11 protein-coding genes are annotated in these 16,325 nt (G+C 42.6%); 5 read left to right on the top strand and 6 right to left on the bottom strand.

The features are described 5' to 3' along the window. Positions 1-139: 139 nt before the first annotated feature. Positions 140-376: a hypothetical protein gene (locus SIB80_RS12115; protein ID WP_063395235.1), complete on the bottom strand. Its 237-nt coding sequence runs from the start codon at positions 374-376 to the stop codon at positions 140-142. Positions 377-680: 304 nt separating this feature from the next. Between SIB80_RS12115 and SIB80_RS12110 the strand changes: the two genes are divergently transcribed. Beyond that, positions 681-1,031 (top strand): hypothetical protein, encoded by a 351-nt coding sequence (locus SIB80_RS12110; RefSeq protein ID WP_169189891.1) that lies wholly within the window; start codon positions 681-683, stop codon positions 1,029-1,031. A gap of 672 nt (positions 1,032-1,703) precedes the next feature. Continuing rightward, positions 1,704-2,018: a hypothetical protein gene (locus SIB80_RS12105; RefSeq protein WP_063419465.1), complete on the top strand. Its 315-nt coding sequence runs from the start codon at positions 1,704-1,706 to the stop codon at positions 2,016-2,018. Between the two features lie 460 nt (positions 2,019-2,478). Here the strand turns inward: SIB80_RS12105 and SIB80_RS12100 are convergent, their stop codons facing one another. The 3 genes from SIB80_RS12100 to SIB80_RS12090 all read right to left on the bottom strand — a co-directional run bounded on the left by SIB80_RS12100 (position 2,479) and on the right by SIB80_RS12090 (position 7,217). Continuing rightward, positions 2,479-2,952 carry a cupin domain-containing protein gene (locus tag SIB80_RS12100; protein ID WP_063419466.1) on the bottom strand — a complete coding sequence of 158 codons (474 nt, stop codon included), beginning with the start codon at positions 2,950-2,952 and terminating at the stop codon, positions 2,479-2,481. Between the two features lie 2,188 nt (positions 2,953-5,140). Continuing rightward, positions 5,141-5,866 carry an FkbM family methyltransferase gene (locus SIB80_RS12095; RefSeq protein WP_169246871.1) on the bottom strand — a complete coding sequence of 242 codons (726 nt, stop codon included), beginning with the start codon at positions 5,864-5,866 and terminating at the stop codon, positions 5,141-5,143. Between the two features lie 1,111 nt (positions 5,867-6,977). Beyond that, positions 6,978-7,217, bottom strand: a complete 240-nt coding sequence (locus tag SIB80_RS12090; protein ID WP_063419470.1) for a hypothetical protein — start codon at positions 7,215-7,217, stop codon at positions 6,978-6,980. A gap of 1,205 nt (positions 7,218-8,422) precedes the next feature. On the opposite strand from SIB80_RS12090, the gene SIB80_RS12085 reads away from it, so the two are divergent. Further along, positions 8,423-8,713: a hypothetical protein gene (locus SIB80_RS12085; protein ID WP_205909539.1), complete on the top strand. Its 291-nt coding sequence runs from the start codon at positions 8,423-8,425 to the stop codon at positions 8,711-8,713. A gap of 381 nt (positions 8,714-9,094) precedes the next feature. On the opposite strand, the gene SIB80_RS12080 is transcribed toward SIB80_RS12085, so the two are convergent. Next, positions 9,095-9,364 (bottom strand): hypothetical protein, encoded by a 270-nt coding sequence (locus tag SIB80_RS12080; RefSeq protein ID WP_063419494.1) that lies wholly within the window; start codon positions 9,362-9,364, stop codon positions 9,095-9,097. 1,234 nt (positions 9,365-10,598) lie between these two features. Continuing rightward, positions 10,599-10,712: a chlorophyll a/b-binding protein gene (locus tag SIB80_RS12075; protein WP_082818441.1), complete on the bottom strand. Its 114-nt coding sequence runs from the start codon at positions 10,710-10,712 to the stop codon at positions 10,599-10,601. 1,405 nt (positions 10,713-12,117) lie between these two features. On the opposite strand from SIB80_RS12075, the gene SIB80_RS12070 reads away from it, so the two are divergent. Further along, positions 12,118-14,928 (top strand): FAD-dependent oxidoreductase, encoded by a 2,811-nt coding sequence (locus SIB80_RS12070; protein WP_169189790.1) that lies wholly within the window; start codon positions 12,118-12,120, stop codon positions 14,926-14,928. Between the two features lie 1,033 nt (positions 14,929-15,961). After that, a complete protein-coding gene (locus SIB80_RS12065) occupies positions 15,962-16,240 on the top strand; it encodes a transthyretin (RefSeq protein WP_413352241.1) in 279 nt (92 codons plus the stop codon). Positions 16,241-16,325: the final 85 nt, after the last annotated feature.

The raw sequence follows: 16,325 nt of genomic DNA, 5'->3' as shown, positions 1-16,325 counted from the left end.
GACCCTTGGCATGAAGAAGGGCACCCGCTTTGGCTGCCCTCAAGTCCAAGCCTCATTTTCAGGGTGTCTGCGTCCTCAGACTCCTCATTCAAATGGAACCAGGTTGGATTAGAGGCGCAGGAGGATTAACTGCTTCTTTTCAGTTGCCTCCATTGCAGAAGCGAACTGCCTCAGCATTGCTCCTGCCTGTGGCGATGGTTTCCTCTACGCAGCCGTTGAATACCTTGCTTTCTTGTTTGATGGAGCAGACACCCAGAGCAATTGCAGCAAGGGAGATTGCGGAGACAACGGTGGCGGTGATCTGAATGATGCCATAAGCAAGCATTGAGCTCTTTTTGCTGATGCAGTCCTTTTTGGTCGTGGTCTCTTCAGTCATGGATAAGCAAATGTCTGCAAATAGCCTATGAAGATCAATGGCTTCAATATGGGATACAGAAGGCCGTAATAACCACACTCATGGGCTTTTTGATCAGCATGGAGGCTTAGACGGCACCGCAAGACTCAACTTTTAACAAATCTCCTCACCTCATAGTGTTGATCCATTGCTAGGCATCAACTACTAGTTTTCAACTGTATCTATGCCTCATATTATTTGTTTTTATCGATAGCTAGATTTCTGTTTGGATAGTTGATTTAGTCACCTCTGGCAACCAGTTCCTCAAGGAGGTAGTTTTTACCTGGTGTTGTCTCCAGAGAAGCTGATTAGCCTTAAGACACATATATCAATGGTGCTTTGGCTGGATGTCAGGCTCGATTCAACGCAAGAAGCTCGCTCTGACAGGCCAAGCCTCAAAGACATAAGCAAAGGATTGGAGTGTGGTTATAGTGCTTCTAGCAAAAACTCTGCAACGTTAATAGTCTTTAGAGATTTATACGTTTTCGCTGAAAAGATTTTAGCTTTAGATATACTAATGGAGAATTGGGGCGATGGATCAATTGCCAGAGGTGTCTCCCGGCGTAGTAGAAACAATTATGGCCTTAATGATCAGTGCTTGGATTTTCATATTGCTAATGCCAACCGATCACAATGAGGACGAGTGATTGGGGAGATTGTTTATTGAAGCCAATTTTCAGGTTCTTTAACTCCTTCTTCTTCATCATTGCTGATTGTTCCCTTTTGCCAGGCTTCTTTGTCTTGAATTGAACGGGCTGATGAGGCCTTGGGGTCAAGTAAGGCAGGGCCTTTGGCTTTTGTTTGTTCTTCTTGCTTCCTGTGGCATCCGATTGGGTATGCCTGTATTGATATTAATAGTGAGTTATGTTTGCGATTAAGCTTCTGGCTTGTGATCGAGATGCCTTTCCAGTTAAGTGACTGTCTAATGACATTAACTTGCATTCAGGCTCCCCAGCGATAATGGCATCTGAGATAATAATTATCAGTTTAAGCCTTGATAATGAAGTGGTTGGGTGGGAGGTATTGAAAGGCTCAGGGATTGAGGATTGTTTTGCAGATTGTGGTGACCAATCTCAGTCTTTCAAAACTCTCAAAATCATTTATTATTGGTGCTCAATGCTGACTTCGATAAAGTTTAGTATTAAGCTCTTGGTCGATGGCGGTTCACATTTATTGCAGTTACTTATGTTCAACTCATCCTTCGGGGGTGTTAATTTTTCTTGGAAGTTATCTAGCTTTTCTGCAACACCTGAAGGGCTCGTCGTGAACCCTCCTATTCCGATTGCGTGGTGTTGAACATAAAGCTTGAATGACAGACACAACATGTGGCTACAGTTTGCTGATGGACCCTACGCCAACCACGAAGTTCATCACCTACTGCGCTGAGCAAGAATTTGGAGAAGATGCTGAAGTTACAAGAGTGAGAGACGAACAAGGCAGAGCACCTTGCAGGGACAACAAGTACCTCATCGTTAGTGCTCAGAAAAACTTCTATGAGTTCAAAGGTCTGGTCAACATCAATGGCATCACATTCGGATTCAAGGCCAAAACATTCAAAGCTCAGCAGCCCGAGTGGTCGTTCACTCCAGAAGCCCTTCTTAAAGAGCGCAAGAGCTCCACATAGTTTCCCCTAGGCAACAATGGTGGAATGGAACAAGGGGATCCCGAACCTTTAGCCACCGTTGCAAAAGCGAGTCGCCCTGGGGAGATCGTATTGCTTGTAACTGTGCATCTCAATAATGCAGTAAACCCTGAGAATTGCCTCATTGGCAACTGGAACTTGGGTTAGGGCGAGCAGGGCCAAGGCTAGTCCTGTTCCTGGGGCATGGATGTTTGCGGTAAACCAAGGCTTTTTTGTCACGGAAGAGCTGTGCGGTTAGAGATGCTTAAAGATCAAGCAACTCTGCCTCATAGATTAGCTTTGCGCTTATCCAATTTTTAAATGCTGGGTGATGTGGCGGTGGTAAACCTTCAGCTGCGCTTCCAACACGCAAACCTTGGAGGTGCTAGAGAGACGCCCATAAGTGGAATTACCGCTTAATTTTTAGCCTTCAGGCATCGGCGCTTAGGTGAATACGGCGGCATCAAATCAGCTCACGAAGGGCTTCCTCTGGCCAGCATTGCTTGGGGATGTTTCGAAGCATCTTGAAGTCTTCGAAGTCAAAACCTGGACCAACACAGCAGCTCACCAAGGTATAGGCACCTTGGCTGCAAGCAGCTTGCCAACATCCTGCGGGGATCATCTGCATTGGCTGTGCTGCATCCAGAGTCAATCTGACAATTTCATTGCTAATTGGATCTAGTCGCCAAAGAGAGAGCGGTGCTCCCTGAAGGTGAATCCAGATTTCATCTGCACCATCAACGCAATGCCAACAACTTTTATCATCCTTGCCTAAGAGAAAAAAGATCCCTGTGATGGCATTGCGTTGATGACCATCACTTCGTTTTACTGTTAGATCACTTCGGATGACTTCCCGGTACCAGCCTCCCTCGGGATGTGGGGATAACTGGAATTGCTCAATGAGTCTCAAGATGCTGTTGTCTTTCAATGGATCCAAGAGATTTTTTGCATGCCCTCAGAGTAGGCAGAGTGTTCTGGGTGGGAGGAGGTGTGGGCGTTTTTATTTCTTTGCGTCAGTCATTTGACTAGTCTCAAAAAGAAGGTGATCATTCAACTTGCTTGGGAAGCTGGTATTTTCTCAGTTAGCAGGATCTCAGGTGCTTGTCAGGCCAATTTCGACAATATTACAGCTGGGCTAGTAAGTATTTGATCACTGCTACCAAGTCATGCCTGTGCTGATGTTCATACAAAGATTTCTTTCTGCTTATCCTAGACCAGATAGATTGTGCGGCCTGATTAATGTTCTTATATTCTTTTTTGACTAGATTAATTCATGAACTCAATTGTTTTTAGATGTGTCAAATGCTAGATTTATTACCTCGATTAGCATCAGTTTATGTCGTCATGTCTTGATTTAAAGTCTGTTGTTTACTCAGCCAATACCAAGATTTTTCTACTATTAAATCCCCCAACTATCTCACTATTGATAGTTAATCAAAGGCAGGCGGCTCGGCAAGCCGGTTCCCGTAAAATATCAATGGTTCAAAATCTACATCTATCGTTTTAGAGATGGGCGCAAGAATGGGAATGATGTCTATTCTATGGCCTAATTAGACATACAGATGCAAGTTATTGTGGGTGCTTGGATACCGAACGCCCTCTTGGCGGCAAGAGTATTCGTTGCTCTCTTCGTATTGGACTAGTTTAGAGATAAGCCTATTATTAATAGACTTAAGCTTATCTTTTGGATTCTCTATATCTCAGTGAAGCTAAGGATAGGTTTTTTAGCACTCCTTCTTTAAGGCAATTGATCTTGCTCTAGGCTAAAAAGTTGTTCACTAAAATGAGGGTTTTGGCAGGTGAGATGAATGAAGTCTATGCTCCAGGAATCAGTCTCTTGCTAGAGTTGGCTGCCCTATGATTGACTCATAATGATCAGAAGAATTGGCTGAAGGGAACTTGCGCTATCAATAGCAGTAAATAAACATTTTTTGAATTCAGTAATTAATTGAATAAGGAATCCTTCAGCAGATTTTGCATTTGTGCGGGTGATCATGTAGTATTGAATAAGCCGGGAATTTATGATGACTGATCAAAAGCACGATTCAGAGGCGCCATTGGCAAGATTCATTAATTGGATCAAAGGAGTAATGGGAGGCATGGGAAATGCAGTTGTTTCTGAGAAGAGTAAAAATGTACCGCCCAATATTGGCGCGCAACCATTTAAGGATAAGCCAAAGAAAGGGGTTCTATGAATCGATGAGGAGTCATTAACCCACTATTTATATTCAAAGAAATAAACTTGGATTTGTCCGTATTGACTTTTATGGGCCATCAGATTTGGGATGGGAGATTTAAGCATTTAACGCCTATCCTGAGGAATAACCTTTTAATTTCACTTAGACAAGGAGAATTTAGAATTAGAAGAATCCTGCTTTGCCAAATTTTAGCTAGCAAGAGATGCTTATAAGCTCTTCATCGATTATTGGCAAGGTACTCCTTATCATCCTCGTCGCTCTCTCTTCAGACCCTTTAAACACAGTAGAAGTGCTCTCTGTTGAGGATGGCGACACACTCAATGTTTTTGAAGCATCTTGAGCAATCAAAGTGCGTCTTGCTTGCATTGAGGCGCCAGAGAAGTCACTGGCGCCTCAATGCATCACCACAACCACTAAAGTCTCTGCTAAAGGTAGGTTCTGATTTGAATTTACTCCCGAAATCAACAGACCTTTATGGAAGAAGCTTTGTACTTCAGTTCAGCATAGTATCTCCTATCAGCCTAACCTTACAATGCTTTTCAGCGCTTTTTAGGCAGTAGGCTTTTGGTGGTCTTTTTACATTTATTAGGCCCTCTTAAGCGGTTTCTCCACTCAGAGACAACAACCAAAGCTATTAAGCCGTAAGAATTGGAGCAGCAAGCCGAGAAAGGGGCAGAGTGCGAGTTGCCAATGCCTTATAAGAATTAAATTATGGCGTTCAATTCAACATCCATCAGACAAGCCATATCGAAGCATTTGAGGAGATAGCTAGGTAACAACCCAAAGAGCTAGGGAAGCCCTGGACGCAAGAAGCAACGATCAGTAGCGCAACCAAGTAGAAAATTACTTACCTGGCATGGGAGCGAATGCGCGAAATGAATTGTGCCTGAAGCGAATCAAAATCTTTTATTGATACTTTCTGTCAACCTAGATTCGGGATTTATGGATAAATAGGAAATCAGGTGTAGAGCCTATTTGCCCATAGAGATAGCCAAGATCAAGCAATTCTGCGAAAATCTTTTTTGGATGATTGATATCCAGTGTCCCTGCATGGTCTGACCAGACCTCCATTGTGATAACTGGCTGAAATTCAGCTATCGCTGTTAATCCCCCTTTAATCGCTAAGGGCTCATAGCCCTCAATATCTAATTTTATAAAATCCAGCCTTTTAAGGCCAAGACTATCAATCGTAGTAGTTTCAACCTCTATTTTTTTTGCGTTTGGGTCATGCCATTCTGGCAGACCCATAGGATTATTAGCTAGCCCAGATGCCCCTGGATTTTGAGCAGTAGACCAGCCATAATGAGCTATTGAACTTACATTTGAAAGTGCCTTCTGATGAAGAGTGATGTTCTGAAATCCATTTATCTCAGCATTTTTGGAAAGCAACGAAAAACTACTTGGTAGTGGTTCAAATGCATGCACATGCTGTGCAAGAAATGCAAGCTTTAATGTATGGGAGCCAACATGGCATCCCCCTTCAATGACAACACTATCTTTATCAATAAACCTTTCAAATACATTGTGCAAATATTTTTCCCATACAACATTGCCTCTCAGTTTGTCTGAAATTATGCAGCACCCCTCGCTATAAAGATGGAACCTGCAGGGACAACCATTGTGGAAATTATCTACGGTACAGACCTGCGTCACAAGAATAAAAACAGCGAGAAACTTTCATTCAGCGTAGCTTGGGACACGATATTATATATAAATAATTACAATTATATGCATTTTAAGGCACATTGCTGCTGGGGGATAAGCAAACTACCCCTGACTTTTTATGTGTTGAAGCGCACCTTCTGATAGATCTGAATCACCTGTCTGGATTTGGATGAGCGAGGCCTCTGAGCTGTTCAGATCAACAGATTCCCGCTGATGCTAGTTTCGTGTCGACAAAAGCAAGATTGGTCCGACTTTAGGCGGAGCTTATTTGAATGATGCAAGCAAGATGCCCTTGAGACTATTCTTGAATGGCTGTTGTTCTCTTTGGTGTTGGGATGGTGTTAATAAGAAGCTCACGCTTACTCTTTAAGAAGACACTCATGAGATCTTTTTCAAGGCAAGACTAAAGTGAATTGTTTGAATGTTTCTGATTGAATCCGGTCATGAGATGAATCAATATCTGCATGCTTTGGGGATAGAACTTTACTGGCATGTGATGCTTTTGCTAATTAGCACTGTTAGACTTTATTGGCGAATTAACAATAGTAAAGATCGCTTCATTCCTCTTGGTTTTTTAAAAAAAATATTAATCGTTAATTTCTCTGGCCACAAAGTAAGGCTTTGGCCATCCCATTTGCCGCAGATCGTTAATCTCAAAACAATTATGGAGTTAGATGATGCTACTAATCGCCCTATTCAATTATCCAAATCATTGACATTATAATCTTCTTACGCTTGGCAAGAGACTTTTTAAAGCCAACTGAAGAATAACTGATGATGGTCTTTGCCTTGTTGCTTAATTGGTAGATCGCGCAGTTCTCAATGTGACATTCAAATAAAGTGTTATGCCTGGGATGAAATATAATTGAATTTTTTAGGCATGTCTTATATGCATTAGATCTTATGTCAATGAAGTCCCACTTAGGTAATCAACTTAGATATCGGCATTGTCAATGCATCTAGATGATTGACTAATTCTTGATCGCAGCTTCAGCCAAATTTGGTAAGATTAAAAATATAGTGACAGGGCCTAAACACAACTCGAATGTTTTGGATAATCTCACTTTTATAGCCTTTGCTTAAGCGTGATCGTAATTCTTTAGACAACTTTGAGCAGTTCTGAGGCAACCTTAAGCTCATTTTCAGAGATACCACGTTCTTGAGCTTCCTCGACGACTTGATTGAGTTGATATCCGAAATTCAGGTATTCGAGTTCAGAATGTTGATTGCTAAGTATTGCCATGATCTTATCTTTGTATTCAGCAGCCAGCTCCTCCTTTGTAAACCCAGTCAGATCTGTATAGCTTGCAGGAAGAACAGTTGCTGTAGTGGTGTACATGGTGCGCTATTTATTGATAAGAATCTAGCTGCGTTCCTTATCTTGGGCTGGATACAGTCAGCAGATCTAGACACAAAGGGAGGCCAGTACGCTGCTCATCTGAATGATGAGCAGCCTTTGCTCTTTCTCTGCTCCTATTTTGTTGTCATGCCAACGCTGATGTTGTTTTTTTGATAGCTTTCTCTTTTTGTTTAAGTGTGTCTAAAGACTTTTCAAGTGTTATTTTAGCTTTTTGATGCTGGGTAACCTTTAAAATGAGATTCTCCGCAGAAGCGTCTTGCTGGAAGCTCTGATTGTTATTAATGCTTATTCACTATGTTTAGGCAGTGCAATGAATCAGTAGGCCGAGCTCGAGAGTGTGCTAATTGAGGTTGGCAGTAAGGCTGCTGCACCAGATCAGGCTTTTGCTTTGATTTTGTGCCTTGGAAGTGACGGAATGGCTGGGATTTAAGAACATTTCAGCTCTTTCAAATATCTTTTCCGATCTGTACACTTTTGTGGATAAACTTTCAAATGGCAGGTGATCTTCTTGTTTTATTATTCATGCATTAATCAAATCACTTTCGCAATAGTTTCTCCTGAAAATCAAAAAAACTTCAAGACGTAATCTTTTTGCTCAATTTATAGTGAGCGTATATATTTATTGTCACCGTTCCCCTCATGTCCTATCTAAAACGTATCTAGCTCTTGGCAATAGAGGTATAGGTGAGCATTGCAAAAGCAAAGTTTACATCATCAAATATCGATTTATTTTTTACTTGCATTCTTCAATGAGTATAGGCAAGTCTTGCCAGCGACTACACGTGAACAAGTTGATCAGGGCTTCTTCTCATGCTTGATGAACACGATCAGAGTCAAGCAAGTCTAATAATGGTTTTGTTAGTCAACCAAGACTCCCGGTTCGGAAGCCCTCAACGCCAAGATTCTTTTGGGCATCTGTTCGGGCGGCGATCTGAATAGCGTCAGACTAGGCCGGTTTAAAGCATCATTCCAGTAAACACTCCTTTTTGATGGTCTCTATGGGCGTGGCTGCTGGGAAAATGTATTGAGCGGGGTATGGTGCGGCTTAGTATGCATGAGAAAAGCATTGACTTTCCCCCCGCTCAGTGTCTGGTTAGGGCTTTTGCTCATAGCGATTGGCGTGTGCGTGGGGATTGAGTTTCAGGTTCGAGTGGATTCAGATTCAGATTCAGATTCAGATTCAGATGACTAGATACCATTGCCCTTTCTGCTCAATTCGCTACCAGATTCATCAGCAACGGGCGGATGGGGTTATGGTCTGCGGCCAATGTGGTGACCCCTTAGTCAAGGTCCCATTCATTAGGCCGACTCAGATCGTTGGGTTAGTAGCCGCTGCAGCATTCATTGCACCCTTGCTGTTGATGGTATTTGTGTTCATTCAAGACGAGCAACGCCCTGAGCTCAAGCGTCCTTTATCTACAATGGCACTTTTTGCTTCGACTGCTTCTGTAGAGATTTGGTCTTACCGAGGTTGAATTCTTTTAAGTAACTCTTTTGTTTGGTGTAGTTTAAGGTGGCAACGATAAACCAGAAGAGGTTCTTCTTGTTTTGATGTGCATACGCCAATGACATATGTTTGCGACTATTCATCTGTCGGACGTGCTAAGTATTGAGTAGAAGCCAACAAGCATTAAGTTTCTTTCTGCCTATGAACTTCAGCTGCCTGGCTGAGTGAGTGTTCTTTCTGCCTCTGTTTTTCTGCATTCTCCATTTCTTGGTGAATGGATCACTCCAGGTCAGAATTCAGCCTGAAAGGGATATGGGATGGAGTTGACCAGTTCACAGACCGTCAAAACTGATCAACCAGCTCAGTTCGGTCGGCCTGCGCAGATGCCAGTAGTTGAAGTGGAAAAGGCCTAGAGCTCATACTCCTGCTCAAAACGTTCCAGTAGACCCCTGTAGAGGGCCAGGGTCCCCTCTGTTTCCTCGCAGAAGCCCTTCAAGACATAGCTCTCTGAGAGGTGAGAGGCTGCGGCGTTGATCTGCTCAAAGCCGGATAAATATTCGCCCTGAGTCTCTTCATCGGCGATGTCGTAGATCATTGCCATCACCAGCTCCACCTTTCTTTGAGCCGCTGCGATCTCGGCTTCCATGTCCTTGCTGAGTTTGCGGCGCTTCCTCGGCATCTCTTCCTCTAGATCCAGAAAAGAGATTAAGGGAACGGCCGTTTTCAAGAGGAACCTCTTTGCTCAGAGGTTGGTTCTCATAGCGCTTGATGCTGATCTAGAGATCAACCAGTGCTTAAAAGCCCAAATATTTAATTTTCCTCCGGATCAGAGCTGCCTGCAATCAGCATTAAGACTGATTGCCATCAATGGCTGACAAGGCCAAATTATGTACATCGAACACGGAGGCGCCTAATTGGACGACACGCCACCTGAGTACGCAGCAGAAGCAAGCTGACTTCTGGCCCCTGCTCCAACAGTCTCAAAAAATCGTGGGCTAATCGTCTGGTGCGACAATGTCTATTTGTGCGTCAAACCAGTCGATACTCTTCTGCATCGTTCTAGGTGCCCTTAAACGAGTTTTACAGCCACACACCTTGACAAATGGCCCCAGGTGCCAATCCTCAGAAGCTTCGCTTAATCACTAAAAGACATTAAAAACCGACCCCCCTTCTAGAGTGGGTCGGTTTTTTTATGCATAGAGCAATCTTTTGTCTTATGCCATGACTTTGCAAGTGGCTCAAATGTGAATTGCAATGGCCGCTACTTTTGTTAACCACTCATTTAAATTGGATTCAAAATCTGAATGTGGATAGATTGCTCTACTAATTTAGTTGTGCGATGAAGTGCTTGCAAAAGCTGATCACTAATGTGGAAGATCAACACCATGATTCATGTCTGCTAGTAACTTGACTTTTGTTCACATGTATTGAGTGAAATATTGCAAAGGTTTACTTACATATCTCGAATCTGAGTTGCTCGTTGCTCCTCTCCTTCATAAGTGCGTTGGCAAGTATCTGCAAAATTGCAAAGAGTTTGATTGAAGTTGGAGGTAGTAGAGGGCTACAAGCTGTGGAGTCATACAGCCCAGTTGAGGATTTATGTGAGCGCAAAGCCAGTTAAAAGGGTAATCTCCCAGCTCAGCCAGAGCCTCTGGTAGCTGCTCAATCGCAAGTGTTGCTGAATATTCTTGTGCGGCACTTCTGTCTAGGGCGATTAGACCCATCAATTAGGCCTACCAGTGATACTCCTTGTGTGGATTTGGTTTGCGTTCAAAACCTTAGAGTTGGTTGCGTTCATGTAGATCCACTGCGAATGAATCCAGTCACATTCACTTATCGCTTGATCAACGCATCGGTTGGGCTTGGTCTTCTTGTCCAGATGGGACAACGCTAAAATAACTCTGCGGGCATTGCTAGGAGGAGGTTAATTGCAACTTGATGACTTCAATTACCACAAGTGATGCCAGGCTCGCCATTGCAAATCTCCCGTGCAAGATCTCGACTTGACTCAATCGGGCGAAAGTCATGATGGTAAATCCCCCTAATGATCAAAGAGAAGAGCCGTCGGTGCAGAAAGCCTGCGACTTATCTCCATTACATAAAGACAGCTCTCTCAACCTGGGTCAATAGGTCAATGCACTGGACAACTCGTTATCGGTCGTTGATCTAGTGCAGCAATGCATTAAAAGTATCCAACACCAAAGTGCTTGAGCTAGATCCTTACAACCTTGATTTCATTCGACTCAACCGATTTCTGCTTGCAAGATTGCGCATATCCTGCAATCAAAATTTTGGCTCTGCATAGGTTGTGGACTCGTGACTCGCTATTCTCTTGTTAGAGTCTACGAATACCAAAGGTACTTAGCATTCTCAAGAGGTCCACGTAGGTGTCTTTCTTAATGAGTTCCAGTGCATAGAGAGCTTAGAGAAAAGAACAGAGCCGAACCAACTTAGAACTAGAAAATGTGATTAAAATTGGCCAGTCAATTCCGGTGATAAATCTAGAGTCTGTTGAATGTTAGACGAAGAAGGGTATCCCAGAAAGGATATATTCTTGGCTTTAAATGTTTGCAGAAGATGAGTAGGCATTTTAAGTAATCTCTATCAAATTCCTGGCATTGCTAATTCCATTGTTCTGAGGAAGGCCCTTGGCCTGAGACTCCGAAAGTATTCATATATGCTCCAATGATTATGCATATAAGTGCTGTTCCTGCAATCCCATAAATTATTGGGGTGATAGATCTTCTGGATATGACGTAATATATCTGGACAAGAGGAATCCAAACCGATGACAATGCATAACCCCAGCCAGTGTCTTGTTGACGTTTTCTGAAAGCTAGGATTTGTTGGGCTGAGATTGGATGGACAATTTAGCCTGATCAAGAACTATTTAATAGCACAATATCTTTATTGTCTTCTACATATTGAAGAAGCTCAAGAATAGTAGAGCAAGCAGCAGATGCTGAATTGTAGTTACTGTTATTCATAAGCGTGCAACTTTCTTTAAACTCTTTGCTCGATTTTTAGCGATCACTCCTGAACCCTTTGCGAGGCCAATATGTTTCTGGCTGCAAGCATATATGAAGTAAACTATTGCTGAGAAATTGAAATCAACGTTCTTGCATATTTAGTCTACTCTCTCAGTCTTGGAAGATGTTCGCATCAATACATTTTCTCATCCATTAGTCGCTAAAAATCCGCCTTCTTTAGGGTTGATTAGGATCTCAACTTCTGAAGTTAGAATAAAATAAAGTCCTTAATTTGCTTCTCATGCTTTTTATAGTGCGCAGTAAGAAGTAATTTTATTAGAGTGTTTTTACTTAATTCATCTGTTGCCTGCAAGCTTCATGCAACGTTTTGCGCTTGTAGACTGAATGTTTCATGAAATAGTGAGATAATTTACTTGGCTTGTGTATCCCTTAGCTAATGCACGTGCTTGACCGCGATATTTTGTTGCCCTCTTATGATGTCTTGGTAGTTGGCGCTGGGATTGGTGGACTAACAGCAGCGGCACTTCTGGCTAAGCGTGGTTACAGAGTTTTGGTGGTAGAGCAGCATTATCTCCCTGGTGGATGCGCGAGTATCTTTCGCCGTCAAGGGTTTACATTTGATGTAGGAGCTTCTCTCTTTTTTGGGTTTGGAGAAAAAGGCTACAACCCACATCAATTTGTGATGAATGAGTTGGAGGAAGACATTACTCTTGTGCCGATGGATGAAACCTTCACTATCCATCTAGATCAGCAAACCAAAGTTTCTATGTATACACAACGTGAAAGATTTTGGGCAGAAATGTGTTCTTGTTTTCCACACCAATCAGAAGAAATCAAGGCATTACTAAGTGAATTTGAATCTTTTTATCATGAGTCATTGGATAGCTATGGTGGTCAGTTTTTTGCGCCAGCGGAAACGCCACCGCAACATGGCATCAATTTGATGTTTACGCGACCTTTTTATTTGGGAAGGTTGCTTAATTATCTGCTTTCAACTCAAGAGCAACTATTTCGACGCTTCACACGTGATCCGCAGATTCTCAAACTATTTACGCTTTTAAATCAAAATATGACCACTTGTGGATTGGATCAGACACCTGCCATCGCCGGCCCAATGATCCACGTGGAATCTTACACAGGTGGTTGCTATTATGCTCAAGGCTCACCACAGACTTTGGCGAATAAGCTAGAAAAAGCTATTCATAAATATGGTGGAAAAATATTATATCGTAATCGCATTGACAAGATCTTAATTAAGAATGGGAAGGCGATTGGCTGTCAGCTTGAAAATGGCCTTAAGATTAAATCTCATACAGTAATCTCAAACACAACCGTCTGGAATCTCTATGGTAAGTTGATCGATTCGCAGCATATCTCCCGCAGAAAAAGAAAGTGGGCAAGGAAATTTAGGCCAAGTTATAGTGTATTTGGTGTTTATCTTGGTGTTAAAGCAGAAGCTGTCCCCCCGACGATTAAGCCTACACAAATCCTGCCCTTTAATGACAATGGCTCTTCAAGTTATCTGACAGTCTACGTCACGTCGATGTTGGATCCTGAAGCTTCTCCGCCAGGGACCCATACACTCTGTATATTTCTACCGGAATCTACTCCAGAGATCACACTGCCAACCGATGGTAAGGATAAATATCATAACCGTACATATCGAGATCAAAAGCAGAAAAAAGCATCCGCAATTATTGATTACTTAGAAAAGAATTATTTCCCAGAACTTAAAAAACATATCTTGGTTCAGGAAATAGCTACCCCACAGACGATTCAGCGCTATACCCTTAAAAGTCATGGCTCTATTGGTGGTCCACAGGTGAATATGAGCCAAAGCTATATGAGTCGGCTGGCCGCTCGCAGTGATTGGCAAGGACTTTATTGTGTAGGCGATTCCACCAGTCAAGGGATCGGCGTAGTGTCTGTGACAGTGTCCGCAATAAGTGCAGTGAATGCCATTTTAAAGGATCTTCGTCAACCTCAATATCTACCATTAAAGCATTATCCTAAAAATTATGTGCATTTTGCTAAAGCCTCTCTATCTCAAAAACAACATTCTGCGGATTTGTGTCGTGACCAACAGAAGATAAAAACTGTGGAATTAGAGCCCCGATCTTGTTTGTCTCCGCGCTGCGTTCGGGCGGGTCCAGACAGTACTCATCAAGCCCATATCGCTCGTCTTGTCGAAGCCGGCAATTGGCTAGGTGCTGCCCAGTCCTTACGTGCCGTTAATCCATTTTCAGAAACAACCTCTTACCTTTCTCAATCAGACGATTTTTGTGGCTCGTCATGTTCGCAATCGTTATGTCCTGACGCTTCTATTCCCATTAAGTCATTAAATCGCTATGTATGCGAGAAAGTCCCCAACTACATACCAGAGGTAGCTCCGGATAATGGTAAGCGAATTTCTATTGTTGGGGCTGGCCCTGCTGGTCTAACATGTGCACATTATTTGGCGCGTTTGGGCTACCAAATAGACATTTACGAGAAGAAAAGCGAAGCTGGAGGGACGTTGACATCGATTGCTCTAGCATCAAGGATTCCTATGTCAGTATTACATCGTGAAATATCAAACCTATTATTACCTTCTATTAGGATTTATTTTGGTCAATCTTTAGGAGAAGACATTACAATTGCTGAGCTTAGGCTTCAATATGATGCACTCTTTTTAGCCTGTGGTCTAGGAGAGAAGCAAATTCAGACTAAAGATGTCGATCACGATTTTGATTTGATTCATGGGTTGAAGTTTTTAGACCAATTTACTCAGGAGCCAACTATTGTTAGAGGGAAGACCTTGACAATAGTTGGCGCTACCTACCTTGCTATGGATATCTCAAAGTTGGCAATTCAAAACGGTGCCAAGAAGGTTTATCTGATTGACGAGCAGTCTGAACTTCAATCGAAATCTCAGGCTAAGCGTTTAAATGAAATGCAAGAACTTGGAATTGAGATTCACTCCAGAATAGATCCTTCAGCTTTCTCTAAACTCTGTAGTTCTTCTCATCAGGTGATCATGGCAGGTTTGGAACAACAGCGTATTGAGGCTCAATTAAGGGAGCATCTAAGTACAAGCCTTTTGGTTGACGTTGATGCCTTGGTTGACTTAGACACGCTACAGGTTCAGGGTCACGTCAATGTATTCGCCGGCGGAGATATCATTAGAGGCTCCAGTAGCATTCATGAGTCAATTAGAGACGGTCGCAAGGCAGCAGCAGAAATTAATCATGCCTTCATGATCAAGCAATCTTGATTCATGGAATAGACATTTCACGCTTTAACTCATAGCATTATTGAAGATGGAGTATATTTTAGAGGTCAATCAACATGAGCCGACGCTTCTTCGTCTTGAATAATTTTTTGCGATCTTTTTAATTATCACCGATATGAGCTTTATTAGTGTATTGATGCTTGAAGGCCAAGACGACTTTCTCCGAGCTGAACGGGAATTATTTCAGTGGTGCATTCGGATCGAATCAGAGGTTGAGTTTGATGTAGAGCTCAAACAGCTAGCAAAAGAAGAGGCTGATCATCGTAGATCTTTTCATATTCCCAATGGTTGAATGAATTTGATACTTACTATTGATAATGATGAGATTTTAAAGAAGATTTATCAAGCGCCGAATGGAGAGAGAGTCTCCGGAAATGCTTAGCTTCTTTCATATTCTTCCTGCTAACTATTGCCCCCATAAGTAATTTCTCCCATGGATCATTTGCCTTCAGAGCCAAGAGATGATCCGACTTGCCTAAAAGCTTGTTAGTGCGTTCCATTGCTATATTAAATTATTCTTCGAAGTGACTTTTGCAGCCTAGAGTGCCTTTGAAGGAACTTTGGTCAGATTTTTCAGGCACTACCTTGATACGTATTTTAACATAAACTTTAGGAAGAATGCTAATGCAAGGTGATGATTGCATTAGACAGAGTATGGCTTTGATATTAGTATGAAAGCACTGAGCCCTTCGCCATGTGATTCGGCTTTGATTTAGAGATCAGAAGAAACACTTTGTTGATGTTCAAGTGTTCACTGACAAAGCCTTGATTTTCTACTCAATCAGTCTTGGCCTCGAACTGTCAATAAGCCCTTGTCAGCTCAATAAAAAGCAGGCAAGGAGTCATTGGAAAGCGATTGAGGCTACACAGCAGTCCACGGCCACTGATGATCCACCTAACTGGTTTATTTTCTCTTGCGCATCCGTTCTGGAATAAGATGAATGTGAGGTAACTGCTCATGATTCACTTCACTCAAATTTCAACAGCCCTGATCGTCCTCCTTGGCATGGTCTTTATGTCAAAGGTGGTCATGACGCTTGTAGTTGACTTCGCTTTGCTTTCAAGCCTGAAGAGCCTGATGCGCTTGATGGTGAGAGGTAGCTATGTGACAGGCCGCACCTTTGGCATCTTCTATTGGCGATACCTGCATGGTCCGCTCCGTCTGTTTCTGATCCAGCTCGTGGCCATTAACGTCACTCTAGTGATCCTTGCCTACGATGCTTGCAGGCATATCTGGCAGCATCTCCTTAAGGTAAGGCCACCATCAGTTGCCCGATACACTCCAGCTCATTAAATGATGATTGTATTGCCAGAAAGCTAATGCTAGCTAGGTCATCCCTGTTGATTTAGAATTCCAAAAACCTTCATTAAAACCTTGC

This window comes from Prochlorococcus sp. MIT 1327, assembly GCF_047304785.1.
Lineage (GTDB): Bacteria > Cyanobacteriota > Cyanobacteriia > PCC-6307 > Cyanobiaceae > Prochlorococcus > Prochlorococcus marinus_D.
Note: the sequence above shows the minus strand (reverse complement) of the source record. Positions and strands in the feature narration are given on the sequence as shown.